General features: G+C 59.3%; 15 protein-coding genes. 6 read left to right on the plus strand and 9 right to left on the minus strand.

The window, feature by feature from the left end; translation table 11 throughout:
- Positions 1–13: 13 nt before the first annotated feature.
- Complete coding sequence (locus BGE01nite_RS16225) at positions 14–754, plus strand: hypothetical protein (RefSeq protein WP_146851535.1); 741 nt, start codon at positions 14–16, stop codon at positions 752–754.
- Positions 755–946: 192 nt separating this feature from the next.
- Here the strand turns inward: BGE01nite_RS16225 and BGE01nite_RS16230 are convergent, their stop codons facing one another.
- From BGE01nite_RS16230 to BGE01nite_RS16250, 5 genes are all read right to left on the minus strand, one after another.
- Entirely contained in the window at positions 947–1,873 is a 927-nt protein-coding gene (locus tag BGE01nite_RS16230) for a hypothetical protein (RefSeq protein ID WP_146851536.1), read from the minus strand.
- A gap of 67 nt (positions 1,874–1,940) precedes the next feature.
- A complete protein-coding gene (locus BGE01nite_RS16235; protein ID WP_146851537.1) occupies positions 1,941–2,861 on the minus strand; it encodes a protein-disulfide reductase DsbD domain-containing protein in 921 nt (306 codons plus the stop codon).
- Between the two features lie 76 nt (positions 2,862–2,937).
- Positions 2,938–4,299 carry an asparagine--tRNA ligase gene (gene asnS / locus BGE01nite_RS16240; RefSeq protein ID WP_146851538.1) on the minus strand — a complete coding sequence of 454 codons (1,362 nt, stop codon included), beginning with the start codon at positions 4,297–4,299 and terminating at the stop codon, positions 2,938–2,940.
- A gap of 285 nt (positions 4,300–4,584) precedes the next feature.
- Entirely contained in the window at positions 4,585–6,297 is a 1,713-nt protein-coding gene (locus BGE01nite_RS16245) for an amidohydrolase (RefSeq protein WP_146851539.1), read from the minus strand.
- A gap of 39 nt (positions 6,298–6,336) precedes the next feature.
- Positions 6,337–7,908 (minus strand): hypothetical protein, encoded by a 1,572-nt coding sequence (locus BGE01nite_RS16250; RefSeq protein WP_146851540.1) that lies wholly within the window; start codon positions 7,906–7,908, stop codon positions 6,337–6,339.
- A gap of 201 nt (positions 7,909–8,109) precedes the next feature.
- Between BGE01nite_RS16250 and BGE01nite_RS16255 the strand changes: the two genes are divergently transcribed.
- Entirely contained in the window at positions 8,110–8,892 is a 783-nt protein-coding gene (locus BGE01nite_RS16255; RefSeq protein ID WP_146851541.1) for a hypothetical protein, read from the plus strand.
- Positions 8,893–8,970: 78 nt separating this feature from the next.
- Positions 8,971–9,354, plus strand: a complete 384-nt coding sequence (locus BGE01nite_RS16260; RefSeq protein ID WP_146851542.1) for a hypothetical protein — start codon at positions 8,971–8,973, stop codon at positions 9,352–9,354.
- A 223-nt stretch (positions 9,355–9,577) separates the two neighbouring features.
- Here the strand turns inward: BGE01nite_RS16260 and metK are convergent, their stop codons facing one another.
- Positions 9,578–10,798: a methionine adenosyltransferase gene (metK, locus tag BGE01nite_RS16265; RefSeq protein WP_146851543.1), complete on the minus strand. Its 1,221-nt coding sequence runs from the start codon at positions 10,796–10,798 to the stop codon at positions 9,578–9,580.
- 248 nt (positions 10,799–11,046) lie between these two features.
- On the opposite strand from metK, the gene BGE01nite_RS16270 reads away from it, so the two are divergent.
- The gene (locus BGE01nite_RS16270) at positions 11,047–11,406 is read left to right on the plus strand and encodes a hypothetical protein (protein ID WP_146851544.1); all 360 of its coding nucleotides are present in this window, start codon (positions 11,047–11,049) and stop codon (positions 11,404–11,406) included.
- A gap of 113 nt (positions 11,407–11,519) precedes the next feature.
- Here the strand turns inward: BGE01nite_RS16270 and BGE01nite_RS16275 are convergent, their stop codons facing one another.
- From BGE01nite_RS16275 to BGE01nite_RS16285, 3 genes are all read right to left on the minus strand, one after another.
- Entirely contained in the window at positions 11,520–12,503 is a 984-nt protein-coding gene (locus BGE01nite_RS16275) for an MDR family NADPH-dependent oxidoreductase (RefSeq protein WP_146851545.1), read from the minus strand.
- Between the two features lie 108 nt (positions 12,504–12,611).
- Positions 12,612–13,220 (minus strand): hypothetical protein, encoded by a 609-nt coding sequence (locus BGE01nite_RS16280; RefSeq protein ID WP_146851546.1) that lies wholly within the window; start codon positions 13,218–13,220, stop codon positions 12,612–12,614.
- A 36-nt stretch (positions 13,221–13,256) separates the two neighbouring features.
- A complete protein-coding gene (locus BGE01nite_RS16285) occupies positions 13,257–14,633 on the minus strand; it encodes a sigma-54-dependent transcriptional regulator (protein WP_146851547.1) in 1,377 nt (458 codons plus the stop codon).
- 148 nt (positions 14,634–14,781) lie between these two features.
- On the opposite strand from BGE01nite_RS16285, the gene BGE01nite_RS16290 reads away from it, so the two are divergent.
- Entirely contained in the window at positions 14,782–16,035 is a 1,254-nt protein-coding gene (locus BGE01nite_RS16290) for an alpha/beta hydrolase (RefSeq protein WP_170266830.1), read from the plus strand.
- A 116-nt stretch (positions 16,036–16,151) separates the two neighbouring features.
- A complete protein-coding gene (locus BGE01nite_RS16295) occupies positions 16,152–17,519 on the plus strand; it encodes a DUF1552 domain-containing protein (protein WP_146851549.1) in 1,368 nt (455 codons plus the stop codon).
- Positions 17,520–17,720: the final 201 nt, after the last annotated feature.

A 17,720-nucleotide genomic window follows, 5' to 3' on the forward strand; every position in this document is an offset into this window, starting at 1 on the left:
TCAACTATCTGCCATGGAAACCACCCCCACCTTGCCCACTCCGGCTGCCAAGCCCGGTTTCTCCACGAAGAAAGTCGTCCTCATCATCCTGGGCGCCATGTTCCTCACGGCCGGTCTGGCCGTGGGCGGCACCATCTGGTGGTATAAATACAACTTCAATCCCAAGCCCATGCGTCCCGTGGTGCTCTCCGAAAAAGAGCAGGCGGCTTTTGATTCGAAGCTGGCCGTGTTCGGTGATCCGCCGATGGCGCCGGTCACCGTGAATATTCCCCCGCTGCCTGCTCCGCAGACTCCCCCGCCATCGCAGCCGCCGGTCGTGCTGGCACCTCCGAGGGAACTCCAGGTGGCCGCAGGCGAGGAGAACCGCACCATCATCATCACCGAACGCGAGGTGAACGCGTATCTAGCCAAGCAGAACCTGGGTGAAAACATCCAGGTGAGCTTTGCCGAGGGCAAACTCGCCGCCGGCATCATCGTCGAGGCACCGCCGGACTTTCCCGTCTTCGCCGGTCAGAAGATGCGGGTGCGGCTGACCTTTGGCACCGGCCTCACGCCTGACCGCAAGCTGTCCTTCGTGTTTGATGACGTCAGCGTCGGAGGCATCTCCTTGCCAAACGCCTGGTTAGGCGATCTCAAGGGCGTGGACCTTGTGGAGCAGAACCTTCAGAGCGATCCCGGCCTCCAGCGCTTCCTCGATGGCATCCAGAGCCTCGAGATCCATCCCGGCTCAGCCAAGGTGGTGCTGAACAAATGATGCGGATGGATTGATCTTCGCTGCGGGCATGCCTCATGCAACATGGGGCATGCCTTTTTGCTGCAACAGCCCACTGATTCTTCACTCGCGCCTCGATGCTGAAGTACGTTGTTCACGCTTCAGCGTGTCAATGAAGGCAGCACGGACACAAAATCCGTCCCGCCTCACGTTCACTTAAACGTAGACCTCAAATCAAGGCACCACTTCGCCCGAACCCGTGTAGATCCATTTGTCGACTACGCCGTTCTTGATCTGGGCCTGGGCCTCGGTGTCGAACTTGCCGAACATGGTCATGGTTTCGTATTTCACGTTCACCTTCCACAGGCCGTCTTCAAACACGGGCTCGCTCCACTCCTTGATGGCGTCGGCCTTGATCTCGGTGACCTGGCCGGACTTCATGCTGGCGACCAGCAGCGGGTAGGTGCCGTCCTTGTCTTTGACCGGCTTGTCATTGCCAGGGCCGGCTTTCGCGGCGGCAGGGGGCGCATTCTTGGCGCGCTCAGCGGCTGCCAGTTTGAACTCGTGGGCCTTTCTCAGGCTGGCGATATAGAGCACCTTCCAGTTCTCATAGCCCGCCGTCAGGGTTTCCTTCAGGTCGGTATCGTCCAGGGTCACCGCGCCACGCATGGGGGAGGTCTGGGTGGGAGAGACCAGGATGTTGGTTCCTTCCTGCGCCACGGCAAACATGATGCTGCCCGCCTTGATCTGCGAGGTGGCCGAATTCGCGCCGATCTTCATGCTCAGGGCCAGGTCACGCTTCATGGTGACCTGACGTGGGAAGGTGGTGGGCGGCAGAACGGCCCAGTTTTGCGTGCGCTCCTCGATGCTCGGAATCGGCGGTGAAACGAAGGCGTTCGGATCGACCACGGGTTTGGGCTCAGGCTTCGGTTCCGGTTTAGGCTCGGGCTTCGGCTCAGGCTTCGGCTCCATGACAGGCTCTGGCTTTGGCGGTTCCACCACGGCCACTTCTTTTTTCACCACGGGTTCAGGGGCCGGTGCCACGACCACCTCCTTCTGTTTCTTCTCAAACTTCAAGTAGTTGGTCAGCACAGGGTAGCCATACTCATAGGAGATGTAGCCAACGGCTGCCGCGAGGATGAGAATGAGGATGCCTTTCATGGAGGGGGGAGGAGAGAGGGATGATACTGACTCGGAATTGACTCTCCGTCAAAAACGGAAATGAGGCTCAACGTCTTAGTTCTGGTTGAACCGATATGCTGCGAAGGCTGCCGTCAGTGTGCCATCCGCCCTCTCTTTGGACCACGCCCAGCAGTTTGGAGGGCGTACCCTTGCCCAGGAAAACCTCGGCGCGGACCAGGTGGATGACGAGACTGCCGTCCTGGGCCAGGGTCACGGTCTGGTCCTGGTCGCTGTTGATCCAGCCGTCCTCGGTGAAGAAGATCACTCGCGTGGACTTGTCCGCCGGATTGAAGGCGCGCGCTTTCTTCGAGGCGGGGCGGAGCACCAGCGTGACGTTCAGGCCTTTCTCCTCGGCGGTGGCCGTCCAGGCATCACTCTGTCTGGCATAGGCGGCCCGTTCCTTGACGAAAGCAGGCTGCCACATGGGATCAGGCTCTGCCTGGGCCGCTACGGGGAGCGTGAGACTGAGCTGCGTGCTGCCAGGATGACAGGTGTTTCCACAGGCCATCCAGGTGGCTTGTCCGGCGATTGTCACCCTCATCCCTGGCTGGAGATTGGCCGGGGCTTGGATCTGAGCTTGCAGCAGCACATCCCTCTCATAGCCCTGCGCTCGGATCTGAAACATCTTCGTGGCCTCAGGCTCGGGATACTCCAGCGGCCCCGCTTTGAAGCCCGGCGGCAGCTTCCATTCCATGCTGGTGGGCACACCCACGATGCCCGGCTGCCGCCAGTAGGTATGCCAGCCCTTTTCATGCTGGAGGAAGATGCCCACGCGGAAAGTCTGTCCTGGCACGATCGCCAGGGTCTCGCTGGCAAGAGTCAGCTTCACCCCCGGCATCGCCGCCATGGCCGTTGGCGCTCGGTTCTCCGGCGCAGACACGTCCTGCGCCAGCGAGAGGCACGGAAGAACCGCGCTCAGAACAGCAATTCCAAGACTGGCGGTTAAAGAAGAAACGAAGGCATGCATACTGGCTCAGACGGCCCGCTCAGAAGTAGCGCTCAAAGCGGTAACGGTACCCGGATGGGTATCTTGGGGTGATGGCTCAATAAGCGGCATTGCCCGGGGTTCTCGCAAAGGGAATCACATCGCGGATATTGCTCACACCGGTCACAAACATGAGCAGGCGCTCAAAGCCCATGCCATAACCCGCGTGCGGCACGCTGCCATAGCGGCGGAGATCCACATACCAGCGGTAGGTTTCCTCATCGAGACCCTGCTTGGCCATGGCCTCAGTCAGCAGGTCCAGGCGCTCCTCACGCTGGCTGCCGCCGATGATCTCGCCGATGCCCGGCACCAGCAGATCCATCGCAGCCACCGTTTTGCCATCGTCATTCTGGCGCATGTAGAAGGGCTTGATGGACTTCGGGTAGTTGTAGATCGTCACCGGACCTTTGACGTGCTCTTCAGCGATGTAGCGCTCGTGCTCCGTCTGCAAGCCTTCCCCCCACACCACGGGATGTTCGAAGCTACGTCCGGACTTCAGCAGCAGGTCCACGGCATCCGTGTAGCTGATGCGTTCAAACGGCTTGTCCAGCGTCTGCTGCAGGCGGTTGGTGAGTTCTTTGTCGACGAACTTGTTGAAGAACTCCAGCTCATCCGGGCACTCGGTCATCATCGCCTTCACCAGATAGCGCACGTTCTCCTCAGCGAGAGTCATGTCTGCCTGCAGATCACAGAAAGCCATCTCAGGCTCGATCATCCAGAACTCCGCCGCATGACGTGCCGTGTTGCTGTTCTCCGCGCGGAAGGTGGGGCCGAAGGTGTAGATGTTCCCCATCGCACACGCAAAGGCCTCGCCCTGAAGCTGGCCGCTGACGGTGAGATAGGTCGGACGGCCAAAGAAGTCCTCCTCGGGCTTCGCAGGCGCACCCTGCTTCAGCGTCGTCACGCGAAACATCTCGCCAGCACCTTCGCAGTCGCTGGAGGTGATGATGGGCGTGTGCGCATAGAAGAAGCCCTGCTCCTGGAAAAAGCGATGCACCGCAAAAGCCATCTTGCTGCGCACCCGGAACACACTGCCGAACAAATTGGTTCGCGGCCGCAGATGCGCGATCGTACGCAGGAACTCCGGCGTGTGACCTTTCTTCTGCAGCGGGTAGGTACCATCCGCCTCGCCAAGCAGCCGCACCTCCTTGGCCTGCAGTTCCCACTTCTGGCCTTGTGCGGGAGAGGCGATCAAATCTCCATCCACCTCCACGCTGGCCCCCGTGAGGATTTTTGACATCAGCGAATAGCAGGGCAGGGAGGCATCGATCACGACCTGCAGCCCCTTGAAGCAGGAGCCGTCCGTGAGCTCGATAAAGGAGCAGGCCTTGGAGTCACGCCGCGTGCGGACCCAGCCGCGGAGGGTGATGGACGAGAGGGCGGACTCGGAGGCAAGGATCTGGCGCAGGGTGTCAGGCATGGCCCGATTTTGGATGCTCCTTCATCCGTGGTCAAAAGTTCTTCCGTCGGGTAATGCCTGATGAAAGGGGATTGCCGAGGCGTCTTCACCGGCGAATTCCGGCGAAAAAAGCGCGCTCCTGGACCCTCCGGCCGCAACCAACCCTTGTTAATGGCACAGGACCAAAGGGGCGCGGACTTCAGTCCGCAGCAGGTGGATAGACAAAGGTGGCACCATCTTCCCTCGGGCGCTTTCAAGTCGAGGACACAAGGCGAAGGATTAGAAACACCTCATGTCACCCCGCCCTCACTTCCTTTCAAACACCACTTTCCCACCTAACCAAGTTTTCAGCACCTTCGTCTCCACCAGGTCGCCGATCGGGCAGGTGAGGGGATCTCGGTCCGTCAAAATAAGATCCGCCAGCTTCCCGGCCTCGATGCTCCCCGTGTGCTGCTCGTTCTTCAGCAAATAAGCATTGTTCGTCGTGTAGAGCCTCAGTGCCTCCTCCCGCGTGAGCGCATTCTCCAGATGCACCGGCTTGTCCAGTTTGCGCGCCTGACGCGTGATGGCCGTCCACATGCCGAGCCAGGGGTTGTAAGGGTTCACACTGCGGAAGGAGCCGATCTTCTGCATGTGGTCACTGCCACCACCGACCATGACCTTCTGATCAAAGCAGGCACGCAGAGGCTGGAAGCTCACCATGCGTGCTTCACCAAAATGCTGCGTGAGCGTGCGCCCGTCCATGTTCAGCCAGATCGGCTGCATGTCGATGCACACCCCGAGCTTCGCCGCCTGGGAGATGGATTCAGGCCGCATGAAATTGCAATGCGTCACCGAGCTGCGCGCTGCGCGGATGCTATGCTTCGGATTCACCTTCTCATACGTGTCGATCAGCAGCTTCACCGCCGCATCCCCCACGCTATGTGCGGTGAACTGCAACCCTGAGGCCGTCACCTTCTCCACGAGCTGCTCCAGGCGCTCCTCCGTGATCTTCTGCACGCCGCGATACTGCGGATCACTGATCCCATAGGCCTCGCTCAGCCCCCAAGGCTCCAGCATCCAGGAACTGCCCGTGAGCATGCCGCCATCCAGATAAACCTTGGTCCCGATGATCTGCAGCATGGCATCCGGCTTTGTGCGCGGATGCTGCACCACTTCCTCGATGGCCTTTTCACACGCAGGCCAGAGGCTCATGCTGGGAATCCCTGGTGAGACGCGCAAGCGCACACTGAGCTCACCCTTGGCCAGCATCTTCTCATACAGCTCCACCATCTTCAGGCTGGAGTCACGATCCGCAACCGTGGTTAGGCCAACGGAGTTGTAGTCGCGAAACAGCTCCACCGTGCGCTTGTAGGTGTCTTCATCCGTCGGACTCTTCTTCGAGCTGCCCGCTTTCACATTGCTGCTCAGACTCCTCAGCAGGCCCGTCGGCTCGCCTGTGGCAGGATCCACTTCCATGATGCCTGCGCTGCCTTCCTTGACCTTGAAGTTGCGGTCGTAGCCCCCCAGCTTCAGCGCGAGACTGTTCAGCATCGAGTCTGGCCCCGTCGAAAACACCACCGGATTCTCCGGCGCCACCTTGTCCAGTTCAGCACGTGTGGGATAGCGCTTCTCTTCGAGCCGCGTGATGAAGACCTGCCGCAGTGAGATGAGCTCGCCGGGCTTGGAAAGCTTCACACGCTCCGCGATGTAGGCCAGCACATCCGCGATGGTCTCCATCGTCGGAATCTCATGATCAAACTCCACCATCGCCGCCGCTGGATGCACGTGCGAGTCCATCAGCCCCGGCAGCAGTGTCATGCCTTCGAGATCGACGACCTGTGTCTTGTCGTCCTTCAGCGCCAGCGTTTCATCATTGCTGCCCACCGCTTGAATGCGTCCATCCGCATTAATCGCGACCGCCTCCGCCATGCGAAACCCCGAGTCGACCGTGACCACCTTCCCGTGATGCAGAATCAGTGCTGGAGCTGCGTATGCGGAGCAGCTTGCTAGGAGCGCGAGAGCGAGGCTGGGTTTCATGGATCACTATAAACGCAGCCACAAAGCCGGTTGTGACGACTAATGGCGCTGGCCCACGGTCACCAGGGTGGGCACAAAGTCTCCGGACATCTTGGACATCGTCTCGATCATCTTCAGATCCACGGAGGAGAAGTTGGCGGTATTGATCCAGGCCTGCGCCTGCGGTGGATCCGTTCTCAGCCACCGCACAGCGATGTTGCGCTGCGCGCTCTGGCGGAGCTTGGGATCCGGAATGCTCTCGACCCACTGCAAAGCGCCCTTGGGGTCTGTACGTGCCAGCGTGTTCGCATAGCCAGCCGTGGCCAGATCGCGGTCCGTGGAGGCAGGCTGGATCTTCAGCCAGTTCCCGGCGGCCGTCAGATCCGTCGTGGCCCAGTCTTCGCCCAGCTTGGCCACGCTGTAGTCACGCATGGTGGAGTCCGGCATGGCATTGAGCATCTCCAGCGCCTGGTTGAACTGGCCTTTGCGGCTCAGGTGTGCGGTGATGCCGCGCAGCATGTCTTCCTTGGCTTTGCCTTCCGGAAGCTGGGCCAGCAATGTGGCGCGCTCCTGCGGTGTCAGGCTGTCAGTCAGGTAGCCAAAGGAGTAGCCCATGCTCTGCATGATGTCCTCATTTCCTGGTGCAGCCATGTAGGCTGTGGCGGCGGTGGGATCCATGCGGAACCAGTCGTTAAAGCCCTTCTTCAGAGTGTTGGCGCGTGTGTCGGGATCCGTGATGGACTCCGCATGAGCCAGCGCCGCCTGTGGATCCACCTTGGCCCAGGCACCGATCGCTGCCGCGATGGCATCCCGGCGTTGCGAAGGATCGCTGAGGGATTGTGCCCAGGCCACCGCATCCCCTGGATTCTTGCCGATCCAGGCTGTCATCACCGCGCTGAGGGAGGAACCACGCGTCAGGCTGTCCTTCATCGTGAGCGCCAGTTTGGCCGCATTCGCAGGATCTTTGGCCGCCAGGCGACTCAGCCCCGTGGAGAAGGCATAGGAGTCCACGGGCAGTTCAGGATGCGCATTGCTGTAGTTTAATGCAGCCGCTGCATCCACCTTGGCCCATTCGGTGAAGAGCGCACGCATCACCGTCGCGCGGCGGTCGCCCATGTTCAGCTTCAGCGTCATCTCAATCGCCGCTTTCGGATCAGTCTTGGCCAGTTCACCCGCCACCGCACCGAGCAGGCTGCCATTGTTCTTGCTCTGCGGATCAGCCAGCGCCGCCTGCCACGCTGCCTGCGGATCCTTCGCCGCCCAGGCCCGGTAAAGTTGGGCGCGCAGCGCATCACGATCCGTGCTCTTCGGCATCTGCGCCGTTTGGGCCAATGCTGTTTGAATCTCGCTCACGGAGAGATTTCCCACCGCCCTCTGTGCGGACTTTAGATCGTAGTCGGCCACGAGGTCTTTCAGCAGATGGTCCAAAGGACCCGAGGCACTCACCGGAGTGACCTTGCTGGTCGCTGTGCTGCCTGTTGATGGCGCCTCCGCAGTTTTTTTCGCCACCTCGCTCTTCGCTGCCACCAGCTTCGCAGGTTGCACCGGCTCAGCGTTGTTGAAGGAACTCAACGAATAGCCTGCAGCCCCGCCGACCAGCAGACAAACCAGTGGTAATGCGATTTTTTGCATATGACTACGCTTGTAAACAAAATGGACTGGTTAGGTCAAGACTTTATGAAAAAATAAAAAAAGTGGCGGTCGCTGCCTTAGTGAGACCCGGGTCCCCGGAGGTCGTGAAATCGGGCTCGGGCTTGCGGATGTGATTACGGTCATTCCTGGAGTGTATGTGACGCATCCCTTCCTGCGTATCCTATGAATCCACGACACGACATGATGCCCGTCATTTTCCGCCCGATGATTCTTCGCAGCCTGATCGCGCTAATACCAGCATCGCTCATCGCTGCGGATGAGGTGATCCTTCGAGAAACACCGGTGAGAATCATCACTTCATCCAGCCTCACCATCTTTCCCAAGTCCTGGCATGGCGAGCCCGTGAAGGCTTCCGGAGAAATCTTGTCCGAGGCTCACACGGCACGAGTCAGGGCCATTCTGGATCGTGCTTTGAGGAAGTATCCGCCACAGATCCTGCGGGCAGACTTGAAGTCCGTCTTTGTTCTGGGCGAGCTGCGCTACTGCGGTGTCGTCACCAGCGGAACGAACTCACGCACCTCTGTGTATCTCAGGATCGGTGATGAGAAAGCTGGTTATACTGATGCGCATATCGAAGGGGTGTTTCACGCCGAGTTCTCCAGCATCCTCCTGCGCAATCACCCCGAGTTTCTCGACAAGCAAACGTGGCAGTCTCTCAATCCACCCGGCTTCAAATATCTAGGCAACGGCGTGGATGCCGTGAAACAAGGCAAGGCTGGCCAAAAAATGAGTAACACCCTCCACGCCGAAGGCTTCCTCATCGAATACTCCCGCTCCACCCAGGAGAACGATTTCAACGGCTTCTCCGCTCGGCTCTTCCGTGGCGACGCCAGTGTCTGGGCCATCGCCGAGAACCATTCGAAGATCCGGCGGAAGCTGAAGCTGACCATCGGGTTTTATCAGAAGCTTGATGCCACGATGGATGAGGCGTTTTTCAAGGGGCTGGTGAAGCAAGACCCTTGATGAGTATGGTAGTAGTTTATGACCTTGATTCGACTTACAAATTGGAGAGCCTTGCTCAACACCGTCTTTCTCTTAGCCATGCAAACTGTCAATGATGACGCCGCCGCCCAAGATTCATCGGAGTCGATACCTGCCGTCGTCTTTAATGTGTCTGAGGCGGTCGCATTACCACATTTTAAAGATGAGACGAATTTGGTGAATGCAACTTACTTCCAAAGAGATGTGGGAATCTACGTGGGATTGGCGCGAAGGGCCTACTTTCTTCGGATCGAACCAATGGATATGCGGTCGGGGTGGGAGATGAGGGGGGCGACCGTTTCAAATGGCAATCTGAACATCGAGTGCTTCCAAAATCGGAAACCAAGCGCGCAGCCTGTTTCCACTCATTACTACGGAGTTGTTTGTTCGAAAGAAATCCAGAATGTGAATTTTCATTACTTCAAGATTGATGGTCGCAAGTAGGTTATACATGAGTCGACGGCGGTGCTGCACCGTGGTAGTGCTCTACTGCGTGGCGGGTTGAAAAAGGATGAGGGCTTATCCAAACAAGCTCCATGTTTTTCCAAACAAAGAGGAGAACACGTGGCCGTCTCGATTACCTAACAAAATAAACACAAAAAACCGCGCAGGTTGCCCTGCGCGGCTTTATCGGGTTTTGCGGGTCTTTGAGAGACTTGTTCCGGCTTTACTTCGCGGCCTTCTTGAGCGCGTCAGCCTTGTTGGTGAGCTCCCAGGTGAGGTCCGGATCGTCGATCTTGCCGAAGTGACCGTAGTTGGTGGACTTGGAGTAGATCGGGCGGAGAAGGTTGAGCTGCTTGACGATGTCAGCAGGCTTGAAGGAGAAGACCTTGAGGACCGCGGCGAGGATCTTGTCATCGCTGATGGTGCCGGTGCCAAAGGAGTCGATGTGCACGCTCACGGGCTTCGGATGGCCGATGGCGTAGGCGAACTGCACTTCGCACTTCGTGGCGAGGCCGGCGGCCACCACGTTCTTGGCGACCCAGCGGCCCATGTAGGCGGCGCTGCGGTCCACTTTGGACGGGTCCTTGCCGGAGAAGGCACCACCACCATGACGGCCCATGCCGCCGTAGCTGTCCACGATGATCTTACGACCGGTGAGGCCGCTGTCACCCTGAGGACCGCCGACGACGAACTTGCCAGTCGGGTTGATGAGATACTCGGTGTCCTTGGTGAGCATTTCCTTCGGCAGCACCTTCTTGATGACCTGCTCGATGCAGAACTTCTCGATCTCGGCGTGGCTCACGTCAGCAGCGTGCTGGGTGGAGATTACCACGTTCACGATGCGCGTTGGCTTGCCGTCCACGTATTCCACGGAGACCTGGCTCTTCGCGTCAGGGCGCAGCCACTTGGCCAGCTTGCCAGCCTTGCGGATGCGGGTCAGCTCACGGCCCAGGCGGTGGGCATACATGATCGGCGCAGGCATGAGCTCAGGCGTGTCATCACAGGCATAACCAAACATGATGCCCTGGTCGCCAGCGCCCTGTTCAGCGGTCTTCTTGCCGTCAGCCTTCTCAGCGTCCACGCCCTGGGCGATGTCCGGGCTCTGGATGGTGAGGTAGTTGTTCACGAAAAGTTTGTCCGCGTGGAACACATCGTCGTCATTGGTATAACCAATGCCGCGCACGGCGTCACGGATCACTTTGCCGACGTTGATGACTTCATCGATGGGCTTGGTGGTGCCGAGCTTCTTGTTCTGGAGTTTCGGGATGGTGATCTCACCACCGACGACGACGACATTGCTCTTCGCAAAGGTCTCGCAGGCCACGCGGCTGGTCTTGTCCACGGCCAGGCAGGCGTCGAGGATGGCGTCAGAGATCGTGTCGCAAACTTTGTCAGGATGGCCTTCGCCGACGGACTCGGACGAAAAGATGTAAGAGCGGGACATGTTGTTGGTCTATAGGTTATATGAACGAATCATGATTTGATGATGCGTCCAGGTAGGCGCGCAGAGTATTCCCCAAACCGGAGGCGTCAAGAGGGAAGGGAGGGACCCGCGGGAATGACGAAGGGGACCCAGGTGGACGGTAGGCCGTGAGCGGTGGGCAGGTGTCCTTTCGGTCCTTACAGAGGGGATCGCGTCGTTGGAAGGTTGCAGGCTTGATCTCTCCTGCGACCCTGCCTAGAAACGGGAAAATGATGATTCCCGTCGACCCGCCCGAAACGACGTCAGAGAAGAATGTCCGGATGAAAGGCCTGCTGAAGCTGTTCATCGGCGCCGCGGGAGTGGCGGCGGGGATTGTGGTGATGATGTATGTGGCGGAGACCTATATGATGGTCTTGGGGCATGGTTGGGTAGCCATGCTCGGCGTCGCCGGGGCCTACGGACTCACGGGCCTGATGCAACTGATCACCGGCATGCCATTTTCCCAGATGGCGCGGCGTTGGGATCAGATTCCTTCAGTGCAGAAGTTTTTCCTCGGGCTGCTCATCTTCGCAGCAGCCATGGGGGTGCTTGCCTGGGTGATTGTGACGTTCTTTGTGAATCCGTATTAGGGTAGGGGAGGCGTCCTGGTGAAAGGCACAACGGACACGAAGGACGAAGGCGGCCGGCCTCGGGTTCGTCATTCGTCATTCGAACTTCGTCATTCCGCGCCCATTCCTCGCCTTCAAGCGAGGTCGAGGATCACCTTCCCATTCCTCCCGCCTTCCATCGCCCGCTGGATCGCCCGGCGGTGGTCCGCCATGGGGATGACCTCGTCGGTGGCCGTGGTGAGCAGGCCTTCGGAGACCATCTGGGACAGCGGTTCTAAAGCCTCGCGCAGTTCAGCGGAGCCAGCTTTCTCGAACCACTTGGTGATCCAGAGGCCGTGCAGGCGGAGGTTCTTGAAGATGAGAAATTTGTTAGGCACCTTCAGGCTCCGGCGGCTCATGGCGCCATAGGTCACCATCATGCCTTCGGGTGAAAGCAGATCCATCAGGCGGATCGCACTGTCGCCCCCCACGCCATTGGCCGCGAGCTGCACGTCCTTGCCCTTCAGCGCATCCTTGGCGGTCTGCAGGCCTTCATCATTGTCCAGCACCACCATGTCCGCTCCGAGAGCGAGCAGTTCAGGGATCAATTCAGCCCGGCGCACCAGATTCAGCGTCTTCAGCTTCCCTTGCTTGGCCAGCTGGATGAGCGCACGGCCCACCCCGGAGTTCGCGGAGTTCTGAATGACCCAGTCACCTTCGCGGAGTTCCACATGCTTCGTCAGCAGATGCCAGGCCGTCACCGGATTGATTCGCAGCATGGAGGCCTGCACGCGATCGATGCCCCCCGGCAGCTTGGCAAAGTGGTGCTCCGCCGCCGTCACATGCTGCGCCCAGCACCCGCCCCCGAGGAGCGGCATCACCACATCTCCGGGCTTCAGGGAAACCACATCCGGCCCGACCACCTCCACCTCACCACAGCCTTCATGGCCTGGAATGGCCGGTAGCGTGGCCGTGCGTCCATAGTTCCCCTCGATGTAGTTCAGATCCGCCGGATTGATCGGCGCATAGCGCATCCGCACCCTCACCTCATGCCCCTGCGGCTCCTGAAGCGGACGTTCGACCAGTTCGAGGACTTCGGCAGGATTGCCTGTGACAGGGAAGGAGAGGCAGAGAGACATGGGAGAAAGGTTGGGTCAGCTTACTTACGGCACACAAGCACAAAAAAGACGACCTGGAATGGGTCGTCTTCATTGAGATGCATTGTCTCTCAAGTGTTCCACCGGGCCTCAATCGTGAATAAACTCGCCAGAGAACTGCTCCTGCAAACTTTGGATCACCTCAGTGTCCCACTGGAAGACGTTACGGTTTGCATCGAGTTTGTAACCTCCGAGTTCCCAGCATTTCGTCTGGAAATCAAAGAAGGAAGCGGCTGAGAACCAGATCTCGGAAGCAACAGCGCGGCTGTTCCTTTCGAGCATCACCCCCGTTCCTCCCTGTGGATCTCGGCAGAATGAAACGAAGTCCACCACGTTGGATGAGAAGGGCACCAAGTAGGAGTTCTTGAAATGCTTTCTGAACCTCCTGGACACGAGAACGTCCGGCCTTTTGTAGTGCTTCAAATACTCCAGGCCCATGTCCAAAGAGATAAACTCATACCCAGGCATGAACTCGAAGACGGACCTGCGAGCTTCAGCGTCTGAAGGCCGGATCCCGTTTCCCAAAACGGTGGCATAGCCGGCAATCTCGTCGGTGAACTTGACCCCATAGTTTGTTTCCCAACGGGCAATCTCCTCATTCGAGGACCTAGCCAAGAGCAGACCGCCTATTTGGCTGCCCTTGGCACTTGTCGTTGAAATGAACGTCTCAACTTTGGCCGCGAATGATTCTTTGCTCATTCTTGTATCAACATCATTCGAGCTTCTTCATTCCACTCACGCCGTCGTCTTCCGCTCCTGGTTCAGCCCCATCTTGCGGTAGAGCGTGGCGATGCTGATGCCGAGCATGGAGGCGGTCTTCTCACGAGAACCATTGTTATACTTCAGCGTCTCATTGATGAAGAGGCGCTCCTGGCCGCGGATGAAATCATCCAGCGAGGAACCGATCGGAAGCTGCGTGGTGCCGCCGGTGGCTTTGGGCGTGGCGACCTCGATCTGCTGGCTGACCTTGGCTGGCAGATCGGCTGGGCGGATGCGATCACCTTCGGCGAAGGCGCAGGCGCGCTCCACAGCGTTGCGCAGCTCGGAGATGTTGCCGGGCCAGGGATACTTCTCCAGGAACTCCATGGCATAGGAGTCGATGCCCTTGACCTTGGAGTCCGTGCGGTCGGCGAGATCCTTGAGGAAGTGATCCGTCAGCGGCTTGATGTCCTCACGACGCTCACGCAGCGGCGGGATCTTCAGCGGCACGACCGAAAGCTTGTAATAAAGGTCTTCGCGGAAGGCACCCTTCTTTGAGGCCTCTTCCAGGCAGATCGTGGTGCTGACCACCAGACGGAAGTCGGCGCTGTTCGTGCTCCAGGCGCTGCGGCGGGCCTGGGCTTCGTCCAGGAACGTATTGAGCTGCGCCTGGATGCGCGGAGGTAGGACGTGAACCTCGGCGAGATGCACGGTGCCGCCATTGGCACGGCTGAAGATGCCACCGACCTGACCATTGCCAGTATTGTGACCGAAGAGCTCGGCTTCGAGAGTCTCCTCAGGAAGGGCGCTGCACTGCAGTTCCTTGTAGGCGGCTCCGCTGCGGCGGCTGGCCTCATGGAGCGCGCGGGCCACCATGTGCTTGCCCACGCCAAACTCACCTTCGAGAAGCACTGGGCTGTCATTGTCAGCCACGCGGCGCACGATTTCGAAAATGCGCTGGATCGCGTCGCTATGGCCGATGAGCTTCGAGGAACTGCTGCTGCGGACGGAGGAAACGGTCGGGGCAGGGGTGGCGGCTGCTGTGGCGGGGTTGTTCTTCGCCAGCGCCATGTTCACCGTCTTGATGAGGTCGCCGAGGTCGAAGGGCTTCGTCAGGTAGTCAAAAGCGCCCAGGCGCATGGCCTCCACAGCGGTTTCCACGCTGCCGTGACCGGTCACCATGATCACAGCTGTGTTCGGGAACTGGTCACGGCACATGCTGACAAGGTCGAGACCATTCACATCCCCGATACGCAGGTCCACAATGACGAGGTCCGGCTGCTGCTGGCGGATGGCGGCGATGCCGTCCATGCCCGTAGTGTAGCCGTAAACGGTGTGTCCGGCCGCCCGGCAGAGCTTGCTCATGAGCTCTAGAATTGCGGCCTCGTCGTCTATGATTACCAGTTTAGCCATAAAATAGTTAGAATGTGAGTGTCAAAGTTGATTGTTAAATATGCTAAAGGACCTAGTGATTTTCGTCAATTTGCTTTTCGCACTTTTGCGAAAAAGTCGTCCACGCTTGATTTCTCAGACGTTCTCCCTGGAAAATTCGGTTTCCCGCATGCCTTCACACCATCGATCCCGTCCGCATCAAGCCTCTGACTGGCATTTTCGACTCCTTCTCTGTCTCGCTGTGGCAGTGCTAAGTGCTTGTCATGCACCGAGATACGAGCCCACCGCCAAGGTCCCAAAGCTCTACTATCTGAGCTCACGGGCAGCCAAGCGCTCCGGAGACGTCCTGGTTCTGAAGGATCAAAAGGGGACTCGGCGGCGTGGCCAGACCTTTGATGTGAAGGGGCCGCTCCTCATCAGCAACACGATGGATCCGGAGACTTTTGCTAAAAACGTCCGGGCGGATCTGCAGCCACGCTTCAAAGGGGAGAATGTGTCCCTCATGGTCTACATCCACGGCTTCGCCACGGGAGTGGAGAGTTCGGCGGAGGTGGCTGAAAGGATCGCCGGCGGAGTGCACGACTACACCTATGGGCAGAGCCGTTGCGTGCCGGTGTTTCACACCTGGCCGTCCTCCAACAACTTTGCGCGCTATTCCCATGACCGAAGCCAGATCGACATGGCGGGCATGGACATGGCGCATTTCCTTTCCGAACTGTCCAAGGCCAAAGGCAGCGTGCCCATGGACATCGTGGCACACAGCATGGGTTGCGAGGTGCTGCTGAAGGCGATCATGGCCGTCCAGGCCCGGCATCAGGACCTGGGGCGCGATGGGCTGAATCAGGTGAACATCCGCCGGATCGTGCTCGCTGCACCGGATGTGGAGAGCTCGAAGTTTGACGAGCTCATCCTCATTGCCTCTGGCCTGAAGCCAAAGCCCTCCATTCTCATGTACAGTAGCCGCCATGACCAGGCTCTGGCGGCCTCCCGGTCCCTGGCGAACTCGGGACTGAACCGCGCCGGTCGGCCCATGATCATGGGGCCCGGGCGCGGAGACTACGAGATCCGTTCACCGGGTGTGGGCCGTAGCGGGCAGGAAAATGATCCTGTGCCCCTGCCCAATGTGGAAGTCGTGGATGTCAGCGGGCTTTACGAGGCAAACATCGTGGAGGCAGGATTTCGCAAGCTAACCATCTTTAGGGATGTGGGCCATTTCTACTATGAGAGCGCCCTGCTGATCCGGGACATCACCCGCTTCATCACCCGTGGCGTGCCTGCGGCGGAGCGAGGGCTGGAGGCCAGGACCTACCATCCCGGCATCCTCATGGATGAAAAGGCGGGCGATGCCCGCATCCGGGCCAGCTTCACCCGGACCTACTATGTCTTTCCGAAGGCGGCTGAACAAAAAGGGCTGAAGCTCTGACAGAGGCCGTGGAGTCCCGACCTCGCTCCATCGCGCAGCGGTTGAGAATCCTCACGGCATCAGGTGCAAACCCGAAAGTTGCATGGTATAGAGTTCGTATGCCTCCTACCCCCCTTATGAACCCCTTTCACGACACTGCCTCTGCCTCGCATCAGTTGAGCCGCCGCCACATGCTGCGCGGCTTGGGCACGATGATGAGCCTGCCGTTCCTGGAATCCCTGGGACATCGGGCCTTTGCGGCGCCTGCCCCGGTGAAAAAGGCGCCTCTGCGCGCCGCCTGGCTCTACGTGCCAAACGGCGTCTGTGTGGACGAGTGGTATCCCACGGGTGAAGGCGCGAACTACCAGCTCAGCACCTCCCTGAAAGAGCTCGAGCGTCATCGTGATAACTTCATGGTCGTGTCCGGCCTCGCCCAGGACTTCGCCCGTTCCCATGGCAATGGCGGCGGCGACCACGCCCGCGCCACAGCCACCTTCCTCACTGGTTGCATGCCGAAGAAGACCGCTGGTGCGGACATCCAGCTCGGCGTTTCGGTGGACCAGATCGCCGCGCAAAAGATCGGCCATCTCACCCGCCTTCCTTCCTTGGAATTGAGCACGGACGGCCAGCGCAGTGCAGGCCGTTGTGACAGCGGCTACTCCTGCGCCTACCAGTTCAACCTCGCCTGGAAGAGCGAGACCATGCCGATGGCTCCAGAGATGGACCCACGTCTGGTGTTTGAACGTCTTTTTGGTTATGGCGCTTCCGGTGCCCGTGGTGCGGAAGGCGCGCGCCGCCAGCGTCTGCAGAAGAGCATCCTTGATACCGTGCTCTCCGAGGCCAAGTCCCTCCAGGGCAAGGTCAACGGCACGGACAAGCGCAAGATCGACGAGTACTTCGAGTCCGTGCGCGATATCGAAATGCGTATCGAGCGTGCGGAAAAATTCACCGCCCAACTTCCGAAGGACATCGCCATTCCAGAAGGCGTGCCGGAGACTTATGAGGAGCACATCCGCACCATGTTTGACCTCCTGGTGCTCGCCTATCAGACAGATGCCACGCGCATCGCCACCTTCATGCTCGCGCATGATGGCAGCAACCGCAGCTTCCCGGACATCGGCGTGCCAGATGCCCACCACGGCATCTCCCATCACCAGCGTGATCCGGTGAAGCTCGCCAAGCTCGGCAAGATCGACCGCTTCTACCTCCGCCAGTTCGGTTACTTCCTGGACAAGCTGAAGAACACCCAGGATGGCGAAAACGGCACCCTGCTGGACAATAGCATGATCGTCTGGGGCGGCGGCATTGGCGATCCCGATCGTCACAACCACGACAACCTGCCCATCCTCGTCGCCGGTCGTGCCGGCGGCACCTGGACTCCGGGCAAGCGCGTCATGCTTCCTGGCGAAACCCCGATGACCAATCTCTACCTCTCCATGCTCGACCGCATGGGCGTCCGCGCTGAGAAGGTGGGAGACAGCACAGGCGTGCTCGAGGTTGGTTGATTCAGCGAACGCAGGTCCGATCCTATGTAGCGGCAGACGTGAGTCTGCCGCTTTTCTTTTTGCCATCGAGCCACGCTCAAAAAAAGAGGCGCGGATCTTTTTAGGGATCTCGCGCCTGACGACCACTTCCCTGGTTCTGTTCCGTGAGGTCTAGTTCAGTTCCGTGGTCACTGATGGATCGGCCCTGCACCTTCGCGCGGA

Source organism: Prosthecobacter gellanilyticus (assembly GCF_007992435.1).
In the GTDB taxonomy this organism is placed as follows: Bacteria; Verrucomicrobiota; Verrucomicrobiia; order Verrucomicrobiales; family Verrucomicrobiaceae; genus Prosthecobacter; species Prosthecobacter gellanilyticus.

What these genes read in the sequence shown, in the direction of transcription:
- BGE01nite_RS16225 (WP_146851535.1), top strand. Translation starts at nt 14, where the DNA reads ATGGAAACCACCCCCACCTTGCCCACTCCGGCTGCCAAGCCCGGTTTC.
- BGE01nite_RS16230 (WP_146851536.1), bottom strand. Translation starts at nt 1,873, where the DNA reads ATGAAAGGCATCCTCATTCTCATCCTCGCGGCAGCCGTTGGCTACATC.
- BGE01nite_RS16235 (WP_146851537.1), bottom strand. Translation starts at nt 2,861, where the DNA reads ATGCATGCCTTCGTTTCTTCTTTAACCGCCAGTCTTGGAATTGCTGTT.
- asnS (WP_146851538.1), bottom strand. Translation starts at nt 4,299, where the DNA reads ATGCCTGACACCCTGCGCCAGATCCTTGCCTCCGAGTCCGCCCTCTCG.
- BGE01nite_RS16245 (WP_146851539.1), bottom strand. Translation starts at nt 6,297, where the DNA reads ATGAAACCCAGCCTCGCTCTCGCGCTCCTAGCAAGCTGCTCCGCATAC.
- BGE01nite_RS16250 (WP_146851540.1), bottom strand. Translation starts at nt 7,908, where the DNA reads ATGCAAAAAATCGCATTACCACTGGTTTGTCTGCTGGTCGGCGGGGCT.
- BGE01nite_RS16255 (WP_146851541.1), top strand. Translation starts at nt 8,110, where the DNA reads ATGATGCCCGTCATTTTCCGCCCGATGATTCTTCGCAGCCTGATCGCG.
- BGE01nite_RS16260 (WP_146851542.1), top strand. Translation starts at nt 8,971, where the DNA reads ATGCAAACTGTCAATGATGACGCCGCCGCCCAAGATTCATCGGAGTCG.
- metK (WP_146851543.1), bottom strand. Translation starts at nt 10,798, where the DNA reads ATGTCCCGCTCTTACATCTTTTCGTCCGAGTCCGTCGGCGAAGGCCAT.
- BGE01nite_RS16270 (WP_146851544.1), top strand. Translation starts at nt 11,047, where the DNA reads ATGATGATTCCCGTCGACCCGCCCGAAACGACGTCAGAGAAGAATGTC.
- BGE01nite_RS16275 (WP_146851545.1), bottom strand. Translation starts at nt 12,503, where the DNA reads ATGTCTCTCTGCCTCTCCTTCCCTGTCACAGGCAATCCTGCCGAAGTC.
- BGE01nite_RS16280 (WP_146851546.1), bottom strand. Translation starts at nt 13,220, where the DNA reads ATGAGCAAAGAATCATTCGCGGCCAAAGTTGAGACGTTCATTTCAACG.
- BGE01nite_RS16285 (WP_146851547.1), bottom strand. Translation starts at nt 14,633, where the DNA reads ATGGCTAAACTGGTAATCATAGACGACGAGGCCGCAATTCTAGAGCTC.
- BGE01nite_RS16290 (WP_170266830.1), top strand. Translation starts at nt 14,782, where the DNA reads ATGCCTTCACACCATCGATCCCGTCCGCATCAAGCCTCTGACTGGCAT.
- BGE01nite_RS16295 (WP_146851549.1), top strand. Translation starts at nt 16,152, where the DNA reads ATGAACCCCTTTCACGACACTGCCTCTGCCTCGCATCAGTTGAGCCGC.